Source organism: Sphingobacterium sp. GVS05A (genome assembly GCF_019969845.1).
Classification (GTDB): Bacteria; Bacteroidota; Bacteroidia; order Sphingobacteriales; family Sphingobacteriaceae; genus Sphingobacterium.
On sequence record NZ_JAHXYR010000010.1, the window covers coordinates 124,219 to 141,417 of the forward strand.

The 17,199-nt window shown below is 39.2% G+C and carries 15 protein-coding genes; 4 read left to right on the plus strand and 11 right to left on the minus strand.

Translation table 11 applies throughout. The features are described from left to right. Window positions 1-2: 2 nt before the first annotated feature. Together LC454_RS22465 and LC454_RS22470 are read right to left on the minus strand one after the other, a co-directional pair. The gene (locus LC454_RS22465; RefSeq protein WP_223584689.1) at window positions 3-776 is read right to left on the minus strand and encodes an ABC transporter ATP-binding protein; all 774 of its coding nucleotides are present in this window, start codon (window positions 774-776) and stop codon (window positions 3-5) included. A gap of 6 nt (window positions 777-782) precedes the next feature. Further along, complete coding sequence (locus tag LC454_RS22470) at window positions 783-1,541, minus strand: MlaE family ABC transporter permease (protein ID WP_077438387.1); 759 nt, start codon at window positions 1,539-1,541, stop codon at window positions 783-785. Window positions 1,542-1,797: 256 nt separating this feature from the next. On the opposite strand from LC454_RS22470, the gene LC454_RS22475 reads away from it, so the two are divergent. After that, window positions 1,798-3,396 carry a DUF6600 domain-containing protein gene (locus tag LC454_RS22475; protein WP_223584690.1) on the plus strand — a complete coding sequence of 533 codons (1,599 nt, stop codon included), beginning with the start codon at window positions 1,798-1,800 and terminating at the stop codon, window positions 3,394-3,396. A gap of 10 nt (window positions 3,397-3,406) precedes the next feature. Here LC454_RS22475 and LC454_RS26485 read toward each other — a convergent pair whose 3' ends face one another. Continuing rightward, window positions 3,407-3,535: a hypothetical protein gene (locus LC454_RS26485; RefSeq protein ID WP_262903138.1), complete on the minus strand. Its 129-nt coding sequence runs from the start codon at window positions 3,533-3,535 to the stop codon at window positions 3,407-3,409. Between the two features lie 147 nt (window positions 3,536-3,682). On the opposite strand from LC454_RS26485, the gene pncB reads away from it, so the two are divergent. Together pncB and LC454_RS22485 are read left to right on the plus strand one after the other, a co-directional pair. Continuing rightward, a complete protein-coding gene (gene pncB / locus LC454_RS22480) occupies window positions 3,683-4,864 on the plus strand; it encodes a nicotinate phosphoribosyltransferase (protein ID WP_223584691.1) in 1,182 nt (393 codons plus the stop codon). Continuing rightward, window positions 4,857-5,558 (plus strand): class I SAM-dependent methyltransferase, encoded by a 702-nt coding sequence (locus LC454_RS22485; RefSeq protein ID WP_223584692.1) that lies wholly within the window; start codon window positions 4,857-4,859, stop codon window positions 5,556-5,558. Before pncB ends, LC454_RS22485 begins: the two co-directional genes overlap by 8 nt. A 122-nt stretch (window positions 5,559-5,680) precedes the next feature. Here LC454_RS22485 and LC454_RS22490 read toward each other — a convergent pair whose 3' ends face one another. The 8 genes from LC454_RS22490 to LC454_RS22525 form a co-directional block, all read right to left on the minus strand. After that, window positions 5,681-6,562 (minus strand): DUF4097 family beta strand repeat-containing protein, encoded by an 882-nt coding sequence (locus LC454_RS22490; RefSeq protein WP_223584693.1) that lies wholly within the window; start codon window positions 6,560-6,562, stop codon window positions 5,681-5,683. Window positions 6,563-6,790: 228 nt separating this feature from the next. Next, window positions 6,791-7,612, minus strand: a complete 822-nt coding sequence (locus LC454_RS22495; protein WP_223584694.1) for a HEAT repeat domain-containing protein — start codon at window positions 7,610-7,612, stop codon at window positions 6,791-6,793. Next, window positions 7,602-8,159 (minus strand): RNA polymerase sigma factor, encoded by a 558-nt coding sequence (locus tag LC454_RS22500; protein WP_147420431.1) that lies wholly within the window; start codon window positions 8,157-8,159, stop codon window positions 7,602-7,604. The genes LC454_RS22495 and LC454_RS22500 overlap by 11 nt, the downstream gene beginning before the upstream one ends. Window positions 8,160-8,398: 239 nt before the next feature. Continuing rightward, the gene (locus LC454_RS22505) at window positions 8,399-8,881 is read right to left on the minus strand and encodes a hypothetical protein (protein ID WP_223584695.1); all 483 of its coding nucleotides are present in this window, start codon (window positions 8,879-8,881) and stop codon (window positions 8,399-8,401) included. A 70-nt stretch (window positions 8,882-8,951) separates the two neighbouring features. After that, window positions 8,952-10,547, minus strand: a complete 1,596-nt coding sequence (locus LC454_RS22510; protein WP_223584696.1) for a SusD/RagB family nutrient-binding outer membrane lipoprotein — start codon at window positions 10,545-10,547, stop codon at window positions 8,952-8,954. Between the two features lie 12 nt (window positions 10,548-10,559). Next, window positions 10,560-13,901, minus strand: a complete 3,342-nt coding sequence (locus LC454_RS22515) for a SusC/RagA family TonB-linked outer membrane protein (protein WP_223584697.1) — start codon at window positions 13,899-13,901, stop codon at window positions 10,560-10,562. 103 nt (window positions 13,902-14,004) lie between these two features. Next, window positions 14,005-15,108: a FecR family protein gene (locus tag LC454_RS22520; protein WP_223584698.1), complete on the minus strand. Its 1,104-nt coding sequence runs from the start codon at window positions 15,106-15,108 to the stop codon at window positions 14,005-14,007. A gap of 179 nt (window positions 15,109-15,287) precedes the next feature. Further along, entirely contained in the window at window positions 15,288-15,845 is a 558-nt protein-coding gene (locus LC454_RS22525) for an RNA polymerase sigma factor (RefSeq protein ID WP_223584699.1), read from the minus strand. Window positions 15,846-15,952: 107 nt separating this feature from the next. On the opposite strand from LC454_RS22525, the gene LC454_RS22530 reads away from it, so the two are divergent. Continuing rightward, window positions 15,953-17,095, plus strand: a complete 1,143-nt coding sequence (locus LC454_RS22530) for a hypothetical protein (RefSeq protein WP_223584700.1) — start codon at window positions 15,953-15,955, stop codon at window positions 17,093-17,095. Window positions 17,096-17,199: the final 104 nt, after the last annotated feature.

Genomic DNA, 17,199 nt, shown 5'->3' on the forward strand with positions numbered 1-17,199 from the left:
TATTATAGAATAAAATTATAATTATAAAACGCTTTAACACGTGCGTCATCTGTATCAAAAATTTCCTCAAAAGACCCCTGCCTTTCAAACTTGCCATCCAATAGCATTACAATACGATCACCGACTTCCTTCGCACAGGCCAAATCATGTGTAATAATAATTGACGATGTCTTATACCGCTCCTGAACCTCATTGATCAATCCATTGATATCCAAACAAGTGATCGGATCGAGACCCGCTGTAGGTTCATCATACATCATGATCTCCGGCCTAAGTATCAAGGTACGTGCGATACCAATCCGCTTACGTTGCCCCCCCGACAGTTCGGATGGCATTTGGTTGATGGCCTGAGATAAACCTACACCATCCAACACCTCCTCCACTGCATGATTAATCTCAGATCGTGTGAGATTTCGTTTATTTCTCACCAATGGAAACTCCAAATTCTCACGAACCGTCATACTATCATAGAGTGCACTATTCTGGAAAGAAAAACCAATTTTTAATCGTAATTCACGCAACTCACGATCATTTAATGACGTGACAGATTCACCCAATACATCAATTGTTCCTTCATCAGGCTTTAATAATCCCGATATCAACTTAATCAAAACTGATTTGCCCGTACCCGAACGTCCTAATACAACAAGATTTTCCTCTTTAAATAAATCTAGGTTAACCTCCTTGAGTACATGGTTATCCCCAAAAGATTTACTTACATTTCTGATTTCAATGACTGATTGAGAATGATCTATATTTACTTTAGTCTTTTCCATATACCGCTATCCAAAGAACGACAAAATCTGAACAATAATTATCTCCTCAATAAAGACAAGAAACATCGAAGCAACCACGGCCGCATTAGCGGCCTTACCTACTCCTTCTGTACCTTTCGAGGAAAAATAACCACAATAGCAACTTACAGCTCCAATAGTAAAGCCAAATATTACGGCACGTAATACCATAGCGCCTAAATCCTTGAAGGCAATTGTTTCAAATACCTGTGTAAAAAAGCTCAAAAAACTCAAGTCATCTTTACTCATCATACTCAGGTAACCACCTAAAAGGCCTATACCTGCCACATAAAAACATAGTACAGGAATACCAATAGTTGTAGCTAAAATTCTACTTACAATCAAATATTTATACGGATTAGTACCCGACACCTCCATTGCATCAATCTGTTCTGTCACATTCATGGAACTTAATTCAGCCCCTATCTGCGACCCCACTTTACCCGATGCAATCAAAGCAGTTACCAAGGGGGCTAAGGCACGAACAATCGCAATTGAAATTAACGATGGCAACATGGAGGTTGCACCAAATTCTTCCAAGGAAGGACGAGATTGTTTCGTAAAAACAAAACCAACGATAAATCCGGTTAAGCTAATCAAAGGCAAAGATTTATAGCCTATTTCATAGCATTGGCGTATAATTTCTTTGAATTCATATGGTGGAGTTACTAATTCGCGCCAAAACCGTAATAAGAAACGATGAATGTTTGCGAATTCTAGAAAAAAAGTCTGAAGTTTTTTAGCCATTTAAAAATATGTCTATGTCAAATTAATGTGTCATAAAACACCTCATATGCTCAACAAACACGTAACAATTCGAGCGGTAAAGGTAAATAAAAAATATGTATCTAAAATTGTCGTTTATGTAAAAAGATCATCAATTTGACTTTTATATAAAAAAAATCAGATTTATAGTGTACTGATTAAACCATTTAATACGTTATGCTGTCATAATAACAAAGACAATAGCATAGAGTTTTGTCTTACTTAAAATATTACGAAGATGAAAAATTTAGGAAACATAAAATATTGGGTACTGGGGTTAATCGGTGTTGCTTCCTTTACAAGTTGCACAACTACGATGGCTCAAAGAGGAGGATATACAGGTTATAATAACTATAACAATTCTGGTGTTTCATTTCAGACCTTCTATGATGAACTTTCACCATATGGACAATGGGTGAATGATCCAAACTATGGATATGTTTGGATTCCTGATGCCGGACCAGACTTCCAGCCTTATGCAACCAATGGTTATTGGTCCATGACAGATTATGGTAACACATGGGTCTCCAATTACGATTGGGGGTGGGCTCCTTTTCACTATGGCCGGTGGAACTACAATGATCGTTATGGTTGGGGATGGGTTCCAGATTACGAATGGGGACCAGCATGGGTAAACTGGCGCCAGAGCAATGACTACTATGGTTGGGCTCCACTAGGCCCTGGCATGAGTATCAATGTGTCGGTTAATATACCAATGAACTTTTGGACCTTCGTTTCGGTCAATCATTTTATGAACCGAAACATGGATAGATATTATGTCAACCGTCGAAATTATAACAATATCTATAATAGAACCACAGTGATCAACAATACAACGATCATCAATAATAACTATTATGTGGGCGGCCCGCGTAGATCTGACATCGAGCGTTATACAGGTAGAACTGTCAATGTAAACCGTATTAACAATGTAGATAGACCAGGATCGGTGCGCAGTAGTAATAGCCGTACAAGGTCAAACGAAATCAATATGTATCGTCCAAGTGTAGACCGCAACACTCGTTCATCTGCACGTCCGACCAATGTTGTTGACGCTTCAACTCGAACACGTAGTAATAATAGTGAAATTTCGGACCGCAACAATCGTGTCATTTCCAACCGGGATAACATCAATACCAGATCTGGGAATCGTGAGTTATATATTGACAATAGCGGTAATGCTTCGGTAAGATCACGCAATGATGCGAATAATAATAGCGGATCTACACGTAACTCTAGTAATACTAATGGACGCACAAGAGACAATAGCTCGAACAATAGAAATAATGTAGGTACAACACCTACTTCAGACAATTACGATTTTAGAACCCGATCCGGCAGAGAGTCGAATCCATCAAATACAAACAACCCTACTTCTACCAGTAGAACCAGACAAGGAAATGCTGTTGACAACAGCGGTGTTGTCAACAGCCGAAATTCGGACTATAATACACGAGTAAGAACAGGCACCAGCACTACAGGTGACGCGGGTTCATCCCGTAGTGGACAGCCAACAACAATGCCGCAACGAAATGGAAATTATGATGCTGGCAATACTAGAACACGCGCTAGTCAGCCTGTATCACAACCTAGTCAACCGGTGCAAAATAGAAGTTATGACACTGGCAACAGCAGATCGCGCTCTAGTCAACCTACAGCACAACCTAGCCAACCGGTGCAAAATAGAAGCTATGAAAATACCCGAACACGGTCCTCAGCCCCTTCTGTTGAAAGATCGAGTTCCTCGAATACAAGAAGTTCTTCAAACTCAGGAACCAGGTCATCTGAAGGAGCTGGTCGCTCAGGCGGTGGCTCCGAAAGATCAAGAACACGATAATAGGTCGAATTTATAAAGCAAAAAAGCGGGTCAGCACATCACTGACCCGCTTTTTTTGACCATCCCATTCTTGTTTATCTTCATTAGACCCACGGGAGTTCATCCCTCCCAGTAATTGATTTATTTCTCCCTTGTGCATAAATGGATTTCTTTGCTTCTTTAGTGGCTCAAACCACAGCTATCCTTATTTCGGACATCATGAAAGTTTTATTTATGATGAACAATCCGCACATTTTCATGTTAATTAGTAAATTTACAGCTTCAAACAAAAATCAGATTAATAAAGATGGCTTCATTCACCTCTATATTAGATAACGACTTTTACAAATTCACGATGCAGAATGCGGTAGTCAAGCTATTTCCAAAGGCAAAAGCACGCTATCACTTTATCAACCGGGGGCATCATAAGTTTCCAGAAGGATTTGACACTCTTTTAAAGGAAGCCGTAAACGAAATGGCAGACCTACGACTTACAAAAGCTGAAAAAGCTTTTTTTGCTAGAACTTGCCCCTACATTGATCCGACTTATTTTGATTTTTTACAAGGTTATCGCTATGATCCAGATGAAATAAAAATCACGCAGGATGGCCCCGATCTCGAAGTTGTTATTGAAGGATACTGGTATCGAACGATTCTTTGGGAGGTACCGCTGATGTCGCTGATCTGTGAGCTTTTCTATGAATCGCAAGGTTTGGTTCGCGCATCAGATGAGGAGGTTATTGCAACGGCCAAGGATAAAATCGAAAAATATAAAAAACTGCATATCACCATTGCCGATTTTGGTACCCGTAGACGCCACTCCTATGAAGTCCATGACTTGGTTGTCCGTACGTTAAAACAATACGGCGAAAAAACCTTTATCGGAACCAGTAATGTTCACCTGGCAATGAAATATGAAACCAAACCGATCGGTACCCATGCACATGAATGGTTTATGTTTCATGCCGCTAAATATGGCTACAAGATGGCCAACCTCCTGGGATTGGAACACTGGTCGGATGTTTATCGGGGTGATCTTGGAATTGCGCTGTCTGACACCTATACGACAGAAGTTTTCTTTCAGCAATTTGATAAAAAGCTTACCAAATTATTTGACGGAGTACGTCACGACAGTGGTGATCCGCTAGAGTTTACAGACAAGGTTATTATACACTACAAGAAAAACGGTATCGATCCATTGTCAAAGACAATTATATTTTCCGATGGCCTTGATTATGAGAAGGTGGAAAGAATTGCAAGTTACTGCGAAGGTAAAATATTGCACTCCTTTGGTGTCGGGACCAATTTCACCAATGATGTAGGACTTAAGCCGATGAACATTGTCATCAAAATGACTGATGCCCTTCCAGAAGATGATCAATGGACCCCAGTCATCAAACTATCGGATGAACCAATGAAACACACTGGCGACGAAGAGTCCATCTACATCGCAAAAAAAGTACTAATGATTAATAATGACAATGTATAGAGACGTATATGGTGAGGCCCTGGATGATTACTTTATCCATCAAGAAGAAAAATTTCCATTAGTCCTCCATACAAGCTATGGCGACCAAGACGAAATGCCTGTAGAAGTTTTCTTTAGGGATTCCGAAGATTTTCCAGAACTGGAGTTCATCGGATTATCGCTCTGTGATGGCCGGGTATTGGATGTGGGTGCTGGGGTAGGTAGCCACAGTTTATATTTACAAGAAAAGGGATTTGAGGTCGATGCCCTAGAAATATCGCAAACAGCTTGTCATATCATGCAACAACGTGGTGTACAATATATCATATGCCAAGATTTCTATGAATTCAGTGGACAAAAGTACGATACACTTTTGTTTCTGATGAATGGTGTTGGTATCGCTGGCGACATTGACGGTTTTAAAAAGCTGTTGCAGCATAGTAAAGAGCTCCTGACCGATAGGGGGCAGCTTATTTTTGATTCATCCGATATCGGTTATCTCTACGAAGATTATAACATCAAAAAACCCAGCCATTATTTTGGGGAGATCCAATATCAATACGAATATAAAGGACAAAAAGGAAATCCTTTCAAATGGCTTTATCTAGACCAGGATAAGCTGATCAAAATAGCCCATGAACTAGGCTGGGTTGTTCAGATTCTATATGAAGATGAACATGATCAATATCTAGTTCGTATGGAACCCAAAAAATAGCCACCCCATTTTAAGGCTTCACGTAGAACAGAAAACGCACAAAAAAACCTTAAATACTGACTAAGTATTTAAGGTTTTTTTGTCAATCAGGAAATTATCCGCCTATTTCAGGACTTCACATACTATTTTTGGGTTCTGATATAGATATCTCCCATGGAGGTTTTCAAGATCACATCCTGTCCGCCACCATTCATTTTCCCTTTCACAGTATTTGACATAATGTAAGAATTTTTAGGTTCTTCGACAGGCTTTTCAAACTGAAATTCATCTGCGGCATAGATATTACCCATGGAGGTCTTCATATCTACGTTAGCGCCGAATTTTACAGGGAAGGCCACATCCACCGCGCCCATTGCCGCGATGAGCGAGATAGGCCCTTTGACTGGCTGTACAAATTTAGCGACCACATCGCCTTGGGCGACTTTCACATTGAGCGGTCCAGTGACATTGATTACCTTTACATCCCCCATTGTACTAGCGACCTCAACCTCAGCTCTAATATCTTTTATTTCAATACCACCACCATTAAAGAGCCCACCACGACCACCTCTCACACTAATCGATAGATCAAAAGGAACCCGAACATGCACAGAATCCTCTAGTGGCATACCGATCATACTAATTTCCGTAACACCAGCGATATTTTGAATGTGCATTCCCATACCCGAATTATCGGACAGCCCAGAGCCATTGACCACACGCAGGCCTTTCGCCCGGTCATTCTCTTCCTGCTCCTCCACCTTAGCTGTAATCACAACATCTTTTCCATTATAGCCCTCGATAGAGACATTGTCAAATTTCAGCAAGAGCTTCTCACCTACATTAGGGACTTTAATTTCTTTCCAGACCCTCTTCTCACTGTCACCATAAGGCATTCTCATTGTCTTAGGAGGTTTAGGTGCCTTTGGCGGAACGGCGCGTTCAGCATTCTCCTTTATTTGGGCCTGCAATGCATTAGCAAAGAGCAGTACCATTCCCATAATCATTATTCTTATCTTTTTCATCTGTATAATTTTTTTTTCAATTGTAATGAGGCTATCAGATTTATTCTCCCTTGTGTGATTGATAAATCATAATGGTTTCATCTTCATAATTATTACTGTCTAGTCTATTTTTTCAATGGTATTCATGAGCTCACAAGCTCCATTTGTTTTTATTAAGGTGATGAAGCCTGGAGGTTTATTCCATTAGCTTAGCACGTCTCTACAGCTTCATCGTATATATTATTTGTTCTATTGGTGCAACAGTACCGCATAAGCTTGTTCTTTCACAAATTTCAATGTAAAGGGATCCTCTACAATCGCGTTCAGCTTATCCTTAGTACTATTTTTTATTTCCTGTTCATCTCTTTGTGCAATCATCTGCATCAGCTCAACCTGTAATGTAGGATCATTCTGTGCGACAAAAAAGTCCTGAACCTTTTGTTGCCTAACTTCTGGTGTCATTCCGTCCAGTAGGGTCTCAATCGCTGCCATACGTACATTACTGCTCTCATCCGAAACGGCTATTTTCTCTAATGCTTGTGTTGCATCCTCTTTCAGATTTCCTTGTTTTTGGAGTGCGAGTACGGCTGCTAATCGTGTACTTGCCCAAACAGAGTCCTGAAGCATTTGCATATAATCTTTTTCAAGCCCTTCTTTCTTATCTACAGTAACCTTTTGTGCCATCCTGTTAACTTCACGATGTATTTTTTGCGTACTTGTCATCGTCTGTATTGACCGTATCGGTTCCTTCTGACCAGCTTCTACTGCTACCTCTTGTTGAGATGGGCGCAGGATGTCCACTGGCTCTTTTTGAACAGGGACAGATTTCAAATCTGCTACTCTGCCCATTTGATCATCCTTTTTCTCCTGATTGAAGATGACAAAAGCCGCAGATCCGACCAATAATATAGCTGCCGCAATACTTGCCCATCGCCACAAAGGTTTAATCTTCTTTTCCTGTACCGGAGGAACAACCTGTGGTCTGATTTTATTCCATAAATCCACTGACGGTTCTTTACGGTCAAATGCATCCCGATTGGCGTTCACAAAATCCTTCAAATTATCCCGCATAATTATACCTCTCCTTCAATTGTTCGTAAATTTTCTTTTTGGCGCGATGGTATTGACTCCGCACCGCTACCGCTGTCATTCCCAAAGATTCGGCGACTTCATCGTGGCTCATATCTTCAAAAAGATACAGATTGATCACCATCTTGGGTATCCCGGTCAGCTGATCAATGACTGATTCCAAATCAGTCAGCCGACATTCTCGCCATTCCTTTTCCAATAGTTCATCTTCGCCTTCATCTTGGATTTCCAGATCATCAATCGGCGTATAATACTGCTTATTTTTCCGTAAAAGAGAAATAGCCTTATTCACTCCCATCCGTCTCAACCAGGCTTCAACACTAAGTACCGCTTGCCACTTATCCGATTTTGAGAAAAACTCCACAAAAGTCTCCTGCAAAACATCCTCACTTTCCTCCTGATTTGACAAAATCCGATAGATCGAGTTAAAAATCTTCTTCGCATAACGATGATAGAGCTGTGCAAAGCCCGACTCGTTACCTGATTGGCACATCGCTAATAAATCTTTATCGCTAAGTTGGTTTTGCACGTTTACTATTTAATACACTTAATTCCTATGTTTCTATTGTATAGTCGGATCGTTCTGGAAAATGTTGCAATTTAATTTTATTTTTTTTCTAAAATAAATAACATGCTATTTGTGAGCAGCAATAAATCTATTTTTTTTAGGTTTTAAATCCACAAAAAAACACCCATGGAAAATACCGTGGGTGCTTGCATTAACAAAATATACTTAATGAAGTTTTGTACTCTTCAATAAGAGCGCTTTTATTTCACTTTCAGATAAGTTTCAATAATCGTATGTTTTACCCCCAGTTCAGGCAAATTCTCTTCCCCGTGTTGGATAAGCGTATCCCCTTTAAATTCCAATTCAAAATCAAAGTTCTTACTTTCCCAATCGCGTAGACTACAGTATTGCAATCGCTCCTGATATTTTTTACCATCAAAAGAATAAGTTCCGCCTCCCGCAATAAAATGAGGTTCCTTTCCTTTCCCCTTTTCTTTATCATGATTGAAAAATGAAAAATGATCCTCGTTGAACATTTTAAACATTTCGGTTTTGCTTGTATCAGTGAAAGCAGTCACCGTATCTTTCCCTTTGATAGTCTTAGCCTCTAAGAGTCTGTACGTTCCGGTCAATGTTTTGTTTTTTGTGGTCTCATTTTCCTTCGTTTTATCAACTGCGTTATTACAGGAAAGAGCAATACATGGCAAGACCACGATTAGTAAAATTTGATTTTTTAGGTTCATAGTATTTTATAAAGGGTTTAAAGAGGCCAAACTACGAAAGTTCAGCCTCATAAAAAACAAACCATTGTGATTATTTGTCCCACCAAACGCGACCAGCGAGATTATCGCCTCCAGGTACTGCTGAAGAGGCTGCCTTATAGTTTTCTCCATTGATAGCCGCTTCATTTGCAGGATAAGGAAAGCGACGTGGAATAGTGGCAGAAGTTGCATTCCCTGGATAATTTACAGGAATTAGCACTGGGAAGCCTGTTCTACGCCAGTTACTCCAAGTTTCATAAAAATCAAGCATGGTAATCGTATGTGCCCAATACTGTGTGTTTATTTGCTTCAACCCCTCCGCAACATTAAATGGATGTGCCTTCAAATAAGCGTCTGCATCCGCTTCACTGATTGCCATTGAACTATCATATTGATCGAGGAAAGTTATACTACCTTTAACCCCTTTGTTGTAATGATCACTAGCACTCCCCCCTATTCCCCATCTTTGTGCAGCCTCAGCCAGAAGTAACTCGGACTCACCGTAGGTTAAAATAAATGTAGCACCTGTTCGTTTAACCATATTGGGATTAGGAGATGAATAATCTGGAAAAGTAGTATAGCTCGGATCTCCGTTGATATTATACAATGGATTGGATCCAAGATCCTTACCATTAGGCATACCTTTTTGTTTTGCTGGATCAGTTATAAACCCAGCATTTTGATCTTTGCTTTTCTCAGACAAGTATAGTTGAGTCACCGCAACCTTTCTCAATCGTGGATCATTATTTGATTTTAAATAATCAATAAAAGTCTTGGACCATTTTACATAATAGTTTTCCTGTCCACCATCGCCGAGGAGTACTTGGCTATTTCGGTTCTGGGTAACACGGGAACCAGACACATCATGCAAGATAAAGGCATTATCCGCATTGTTGGTCATCGTCTTCCCAATTGCCTTTTGGGCATATTCTTTGGCTTTGGCTTCATCTATTTTCACTAAGCGCATTGCTGTCCGGAGCAAAAGTGAATTCCCAAATTTCCGCCATTTCGCAATATCGCCCTTGTAGATAACATCTCCGGTTATTTTATCACCATCATCTTTTAAGGCTGCAGTAGCCGTTTCAATTTCCTTCAATAGATCGTTGTAGATGTCTTGTTGTTTATCGTATTTTGGTTTATAGATTTTATTGTAAAATCCCACACCTGCCTCAGAATAAGGAACATCACCATATAGATCTGTTAAACGGGCAAATATCAACGCCTTCCAAATTCTTGCGACATGATGAAGATTTGCATATTTTGGTTTATCTTTTGTAAACTCTACAACGTCAACGATATTTCTAACCTGCTCAATATAGGCGCCGACAGTTCCATTGCCCCAATAAGCTGCCGTATAACTTTCGTTTAACATATATTTATCTCCTGCCCAATAACTTACTACAGTAGACAAACCCTGCATCATTGTAGCCGAATAGATTAAATTTCCACGCCAAGTATCATAGGCAAAATCAAAACTTCCTGTATAAAACAATTGAGCAGAACTAAATGTATAATTAGGATCCCAATTATCCTTGCTATAAGAAATTGGGTCTGTATTTATTTTTTCAAAATCTTTTGTACAGCTACTTACAATTAGTGAAGCCACTGTAACCAAGCTAACAAATGCTGGTTTTATATATCTTTTCATGATTATTTGCAATTAAAATTTAATACTTAAATTAACACCATACGTACGTACAGCAGGAACACCACCGAGTTCCAAACCTGGAAAAGTAGCATTGTAACTTGATTCAGGGTCAATATTGTTTGTCTTTTTCATAATTATCCAAAGATTTCGTGCTACAGCACTAACTGTTATCGCCTTAATCTTGTTATTAAATAAATTGGATGGGAAAGTATATCCCACAACAATTTGACGTAGCTTAACAAAATCAGCATTGTTGACAAATATCTTCGATACATTGTTTGCAGTATTGGTATAGTGGGTTGCTGCTGTACGGCCCAAACTTTCGCGATCTGCTACTGTTTCTTGATGTAATCCAGCAATATATCCGTAATAATCCGTTCCTGAAAACAGCTTTCCACCCCATTTTCCATCAATCAAAAAAGAAAAATTGAAGCGTTTATAATTGAATTCATTGTTCCAGCCCGCAAACCATTTGTTCATTGCGGAACCATAAGGTTTTAAATCACCACGTACAGGAGAGCCATCATCCGCCTTAACAATATTGCCATTATCGTCGTATTTATAGTCAAATGCCATAATTTGGAAAGCAGGCATCCCAACCCGATTCATTAAATAGCCTACTCCTGAGCGTGAAGTTGCAACAGATTGCTCATCCATTCCCTCGGCCAAAGACAATACTTTATTATCATTATATGAACCGTTCAATGAAGAAATCCATTTAAAGTTTTCTGATTTGAGAATTGTTGCTGAAATTAATGCCTCAAACCCCTTATTTTGCATTTCACCTGCATTTAACACAGCACCGGTGTAACCACTTGAAGATGGTGTCGTTATAAACGAAATTTCATTTTTCGACTTTTTGTTATACCAGGTAAGATCTAAATTCACGCGGTCATTGAAGAGGCGTAATTCAGTTCCAATTTCCAACTCTGTTGCTGTTGAAGCTTTTAAGGAAGAATTGGGAATGTTTGCATTTGAAATTGTTCCCAATGGTTGTCCGTTCAGCGTTTCGCTCCTAAAATTATAAGTTAACAAGGTTTGATATGGATCTGTGGCTTGTCCCACTTGCGCAAAACCGGCCCTCAACTTTCCATAACTCAACCAGGATGGTTTTAAATATTCTGAAAAGATAAATGAACCCGAAACAGCCGGATACACAGAATTCAATTTATTGTCAAATCCGGGTGTTGCTAAAGTAGAAAACCAATCTGATCGTAAACTTCCGGTCAAATAAGCGACATCTTTATAGGCAAATTCCAATGTACCATAAGTGGATTGTGTTTCCGATTCACTTTCAAGATAACCAACAGACTTATTCTTTGCGTTTAATATATTATACACACCAAATATGGCGAAATCCGTACCTAAATTCGTGGTCTGTTTGATTTTCGTATTTCTGTAACTCGCTCCAATATTGGGGGTCAATGTATAATCTCCTAGTACAAAAGACTTACCAATCAATATATCTGTATTGACATCCGCAAATTTTGTTTCTTGCTCCGCAATCTTTCCACTTGGGTAATATCCCGCACCTGAGGGAACTACATTCTTATAGTGATCGGAATATCCGTCCCGTCCCACGCGTCCCTGAAAAAACAGGCCATTATTCATTGTGTATTTTGCAGTTACGGAAGCGATAGAGCGATCCCTATTGGTATTGTTGACAAATTCATTTGCAGCAAACCAAGGGTTAGTTGCATAAACATTACCTGCGTTATAAAGAATCTCATTGCCATCAGCACCTTTCCATGGCTTTAAATCGTTGATATTAATACTTGTCGGTAAAAACATCGCGTTATAATTGGCATTTCCAGCACCATCAGATACCATCGGACGGTTTTTCACCTGTTCTAAAATCATATTATAACGAGCGTCAACAGTCAAACCTTTAAGTGGCTCAAACAATCCGACCAAATTGAAAGACTGCCTCTTAAGACCCGAATTAGGTACAACAGATCTATTATTTACGTCTGTTCCTGATAGACGGATTGAACCACCCTCAAAAGATTTGTTCAATGCCAAAGTATTTGTCCATGTAGAACCTGTTCTATAAAACCTCTTAAGATTTCCCTCCTGTAACGAATATGGTCTTTCCTTTCCATCAAATTGCACAACTGGTGTACCATCCAACTTCGCACCCCAACTGGAACCACCAACCTGAGCGGCACCCGCTTGAGTATTTGGCTTCTCGCCATTAGCACCCTGGCCATATACAGTTTGCCAGTTGGTATTATCTATAATTTGTTCCCCTACGAAATTGCTATTAAAATCTATCGAATTCCCCTTCCCAGATTTTGTTGTAATCAAAATAACACCTGCTTTTGCCCGCGAACCATATAATGCTGAAGCCGCAGCTCCTTTTAATACCGAAATACTTTCGATGTCGTCAGGATTGATATTGCTGATTGCATCACCTAAATCTGGGGCATTGTCCCACTGACTGCCAGCGTTTCCTTTAGTATTCGCATTACCTATACCTACCGGCTTACTCTCCATAGGTATTCCATTAATCACATATAAGGGTTGATTTGTTTGATTCAGACTGGAAACACCGCGTATAGTTACATTCGAAGCTGCTCCCGCACCACCAGAAGTTGAACTAATATCCAAACCTGCTACTTTTCCGACAAGTGAATTCATGACGTTATTTTCACGTGCTGTAGTCAAAGATTCTCCTGCGACCTGTGTCACCGAATACCCCAAAGAGCGTTTTTCTTTTTTCATACCCAATGCTGTCACCACCACCTCGTTTAACATGCGGTTGTCTTCGATTAAGATGATTTTCATATCGCCATCTTTAGTTACAGCCGCTTCCTGCGATGCATAGCCCGCGAAAGAAACGATCAACGTATTGCCGGTAGCGGCGTCGATGGAAAACCGTCCATTAATATCGGTCGCCCGCCCTACAGCAGTACCTTTAACACGTACACTGGCTCCCGCTAACGGATTCCCTTTATCGTCTGTTACCGTACCCGAAACGACAACTTGTTGTTGTTGACTGACCACAACAAGTCCTTCTTTGGATACTGAATAAGCCAGTCCACTTTTATTGAAAAGCTTCGCCAACACGTCCAATACCTTCGTATTATTGACATTGACAGACACTTCTTTATTTAAATTCTCGTTTGTCGAATTATAGACAAAATAATAATCACTTTGCTCTTCGATCAGTTTAAGTACCTTGCTCAGTTTTGTTTTTTGAACATCCAAGGACACTTTTTGTTGGGAAAATACAGATGCTGAAACATTGATTACAGCACACGTAGTCATAATTAAGGCTAGTTTCATCCGGATAATGAATCTAAAATGCACAATATATCCATTGCGCATTTGCAATAAGCAATTTTTAATCATATTTTAGTGTTGGTTAAAATTAATATTAAGCAGCACGCCCCAATGTTGCTGCTTTTGGTTAATCATTTTTTCAATGAAGGATGGTGTTGGTCCACCATCCTTTTTATTTTTCTGAGATAGTTATTTTTTTCCCATATAGTTCAAATTTAAATGGTTCGACTTTTTGTAAAGCACTCAGTACCTGAGTAATGTTTTCTTTGCTAAAGGTTGCCGTGAAGCGATAACTTTTCAATTCTTCACTTTGAAGCTGAATATCCACATCATACCAGCGTTCCAGGGTTCTTCGTAAAGACTCGAAATCTTGGTCCACGATTTCCAATCTATTTTCTTTCCATGCGATATCTGGTATTTCGGTCGTATTTGACTCCACTACAGGGATATTTTCGATTGCAATTTCCTTAATAGGCAACTTACTTAGGCTTGGTTTATTTCCTTTACTTGCACTTACCGTAAGCTCAGCTTGGTTTTTAAATATCGTAATTTTTTGATTTGGCTTAATGACAACGGAATTCTCGCGCTGTCCTTTGCTTTTCATCTCAATAGACCCCTCCACCAATACAGCTTCGGCCGTTGGCTCGTCGGGATAACTTTTCACATTGAAGGTCGTTCCTAAAACTTTGATATCAAAATCAGAAGCCTGCACCATAAATGGCTTTTCTTTATTCTTTACCACCTGAAAATAACCTTCACCGACCAACCGTACCAAGCGCAATTCACCATTAAAATCCGAAGACAGCTCCAATTTACTCGCTGAGTTGAGGGTAACAGTACTGCCATCAATTAACTCAAAGGTCTTTTTTTCACCTTTCTTTGTCTGATACACCTGACCAACGTTTGTTATCGTCTGTGGATCAATATCCTTCGTCGGACGTGAATAGTACCATAATCCACCTGCAACCAAAGCAACAAATACTGCAGCAATAGCACCCCACTTTTGCCAGGTAATCTGGCGGATAGGTGCAGATTCAATTGGTGTATTTTGGAGATCAGTCTTCAATCTCTCCATCTGTTCATGGATAGATTTTCGGTTTCCGACCAAAATTTGGTAAAGACGTTTTGCTTTTAGGATCATTTCGGCCTGCTCTGGATGATTTAAGCAGTATTGTTGCCAGTAAAGGACACAGTTTTTATCTTCTCCAGAACAGTACTTTTGAAAAGTATCGTCAATCAAAAAATCTTCTAACTGTTTATAATCTTTTTGGCTCATTCTAATGGGTATTTACCCTATAGTGCCCAAGAAGAGATCTTTTTCCTAAGAAAAAAACAAACTATTTTATAAAATATTGATATTCAGGGTTTTTATTTTAAAAAACAACACGAAAAATGAGGTATAATGCGCAACGATACGCTATCATTCGCTTACAACACCGGTTGTCGGTATTATCATTAAATGTCCTTCAGCTCCTCCCGCAATATTTTTAGTGCATCGTAGAGTGTATTATACGCTGTTTTTACCGACATCTGCGTGATTTCAGAGATCTTTTCGTACGAATAACCTTCAAAAAATTTTAGATTGACCAATTGTTTTTGACGAAAAGACAACTTCTCCAGTGCTGCCTTCAACCGGATCTGAATAATCTCATTGGTTTGCACTTTGATCACAAACTCTTCATAAGGCATCTCAATCCATTCATCTTCCGCTTTTACATTCTGAAGTGCAGTATTAATTTTATGTTGCTTTTCGATCAGGCGTAGAATACGTCTTTTTAGAAAGGTAATAAGGTAGGACTGTACATTTTCAACACGTTCAAGCTGCGTTCTTTTTTCCCAGATCTTGACAAAAACCTGATCCGTCGCTTCACTTGCTAAGTCCGTATCCCCACAGGTACGAATTCCAAAATTAACAAGTTCTTGATAAAGCGCCCCATACAGATCAAAAAATGCCGCCTCGTCCCCCGTACGAATACGCTCCCACAACAGGCGGTACCCCATTTTATTTCTCATAACAAAGCATATAATCTGTATTCAAGCTATTTTACGTCCCTGTTTCCAAAAGTATAAACTTAATCCGTAAAAGGAAAAAGTTTTTATCTTTAGGTATAGTTATTTGTATGTGGTCTGAAATTATTATTGTCCTATTTATCTGTATTGTACTGAACTACTATGTATTGCGGTGGATTAAAGATAATCGAAAAATGCGTCCAAAAGGAATTTTGGCCTACTTAATCACGCCAATACTTTACCTATGTATCCGCTTATTGATGATGAAATGGGTATTTATTACTGTCTTTGCATTGGCCTGGATCGCGATTATTATCTTTTTGCTCCGAAAGTCTATTCACTATTTGACACCACAAAAATTTCACCCAGAAAATGAAGAAGTATTAGAGCCCGAAATCGTTGACAGCAAAATTGATGAACCTATTGCCTATCCTGAGAAACCAACCAATTCTGAGCGGGTATCAGGTATAGCTGAAATCCAGATCGTTCATTCAAATCCTCCCAGTGTAGGACCTGATAGCCCACAGCAGCAACTCAATTTACAACACAAGGCTATTTCTATTGACGAAGCAGCAGAAATACAGGCTGAGCAACACAAGAAAGATCGAAAATTTCTAATGTTACAACGTGTCTCTTTTTACGCGACTATTTATAACCTTATTTTTTGTCTCTTTCTTATTATTAGAAGAGCTTATTTACAGACAGACGCAAAGGATGATATCATTGGCCTTTTTGGCACTTTTCAGATTAACAGTATTGTATGTTTGGTCATCACTGCCATCATCTGCAAATTGTTTGATACGCTGAATAGATTAACCAATCTGATCCAAATGGAAAAAAGAGGTTATAAGTTTTCACTTTTTATCTTGCTTGGTATCGTCTGTTTTTTCTATTTCCGCGCAGATTTCATCACTTTAGAATCGCTAATCACTCAATCCTATACTAACCAGGGTGTCTTTTTTCTTGTCGGAATAATTACCTTCCTACTCGCGCAACTTGCCTTTATGACGATCGATTATCCCAGTTTCATTCGGTATCAATTTGCGCGAAAAAGAGATTTAAAAGCAATTATTATACTCAATCTATTTCTATTTGTTTTGGTCATGATTATCTGTGAGGTCCTATTGTCGGGACATAAAAACAGGTTCGATAGTAGCCATATTTTCACGCTGTACCCCACTGTACTGTTATTTTTTCTGGAGCGGAAAAATTACCTTCAGGCAAAAAACTATGTCAACCGTATGGATCTATAATCGTAAATTAGTCGCTTCAAAATCTTACATCGTAAAATTGACATGGAAGTGTCGGCAAATTAATAGATTAAAAAATCAGGGTCTTTAGTCCCAGCAAGTAAATA

Excerpts from the sequence above, each read along its gene's own strand:
- LC454_RS22510 (WP_223584696.1), bottom strand. The coding sequence starts at position 10,547 with ATGAAAAGATATATAAAACCAGCATTTGTTAGCTTGGTTACAGTGGCT.
- LC454_RS22470 (WP_077438387.1), bottom strand. The coding sequence starts at position 1,541 with ATGGCTAAAAAACTTCAGACTTTTTTTCTAGAATTCGCAAACATTCAT.
- LC454_RS22530 (WP_223584700.1), top strand. The coding sequence starts at position 15,953 with ATGTGGTCTGAAATTATTATTGTCCTATTTATCTGTATTGTACTGAAC.
- LC454_RS22515 (WP_223584697.1), bottom strand. The coding sequence starts at position 13,901 with ATGATTAAAAATTGCTTATTGCAAATGCGCAATGGATATATTGTGCAT.
- LC454_RS22525 (WP_223584699.1), bottom strand. The coding sequence starts at position 15,845 with ATGAGAAATAAAATGGGGTACCGCCTGTTGTGGGAGCGTATTCGTACG.
- LC454_RS22505 (WP_223584695.1), bottom strand. The coding sequence starts at position 8,881 with ATGAACCTAAAAAATCAAATTTTACTAATCGTGGTCTTGCCATGTATT.
- LC454_RS22465 (WP_223584689.1), bottom strand. The coding sequence starts at position 776 with ATGGAAAAGACTAAAGTAAATATAGATCATTCTCAATCAGTCATTGAA.
- pncB (WP_223584691.1), top strand. The coding sequence starts at position 3,683 with ATGGCTTCATTCACCTCTATATTAGATAACGACTTTTACAAATTCACG.
- LC454_RS22475 (WP_223584690.1), top strand. The coding sequence starts at position 1,798 with ATGAAAAATTTAGGAAACATAAAATATTGGGTACTGGGGTTAATCGGT.
- LC454_RS22485 (WP_223584692.1), top strand. The coding sequence starts at position 4,857 with ATGTATAGAGACGTATATGGTGAGGCCCTGGATGATTACTTTATCCAT.
- LC454_RS22520 (WP_223584698.1), bottom strand. The coding sequence starts at position 15,108 with ATGAGCCAAAAAGATTATAAACAGTTAGAAGATTTTTTGATTGACGAT.
- LC454_RS22495 (WP_223584694.1), bottom strand. The coding sequence starts at position 7,612 with ATGCGGGATAATTTGAAGGATTTTGTGAACGCCAATCGGGATGCATTT.
- LC454_RS22490 (WP_223584693.1), bottom strand. The coding sequence starts at position 6,562 with ATGAAAAAGATAAGAATAATGATTATGGGAATGGTACTGCTCTTTGCT.
- LC454_RS26485 (WP_262903138.1), bottom strand. The coding sequence starts at position 3,535 with ATGCACAAGGGAGAAATAAATCAATTACTGGGAGGGATGAACTCCCGT.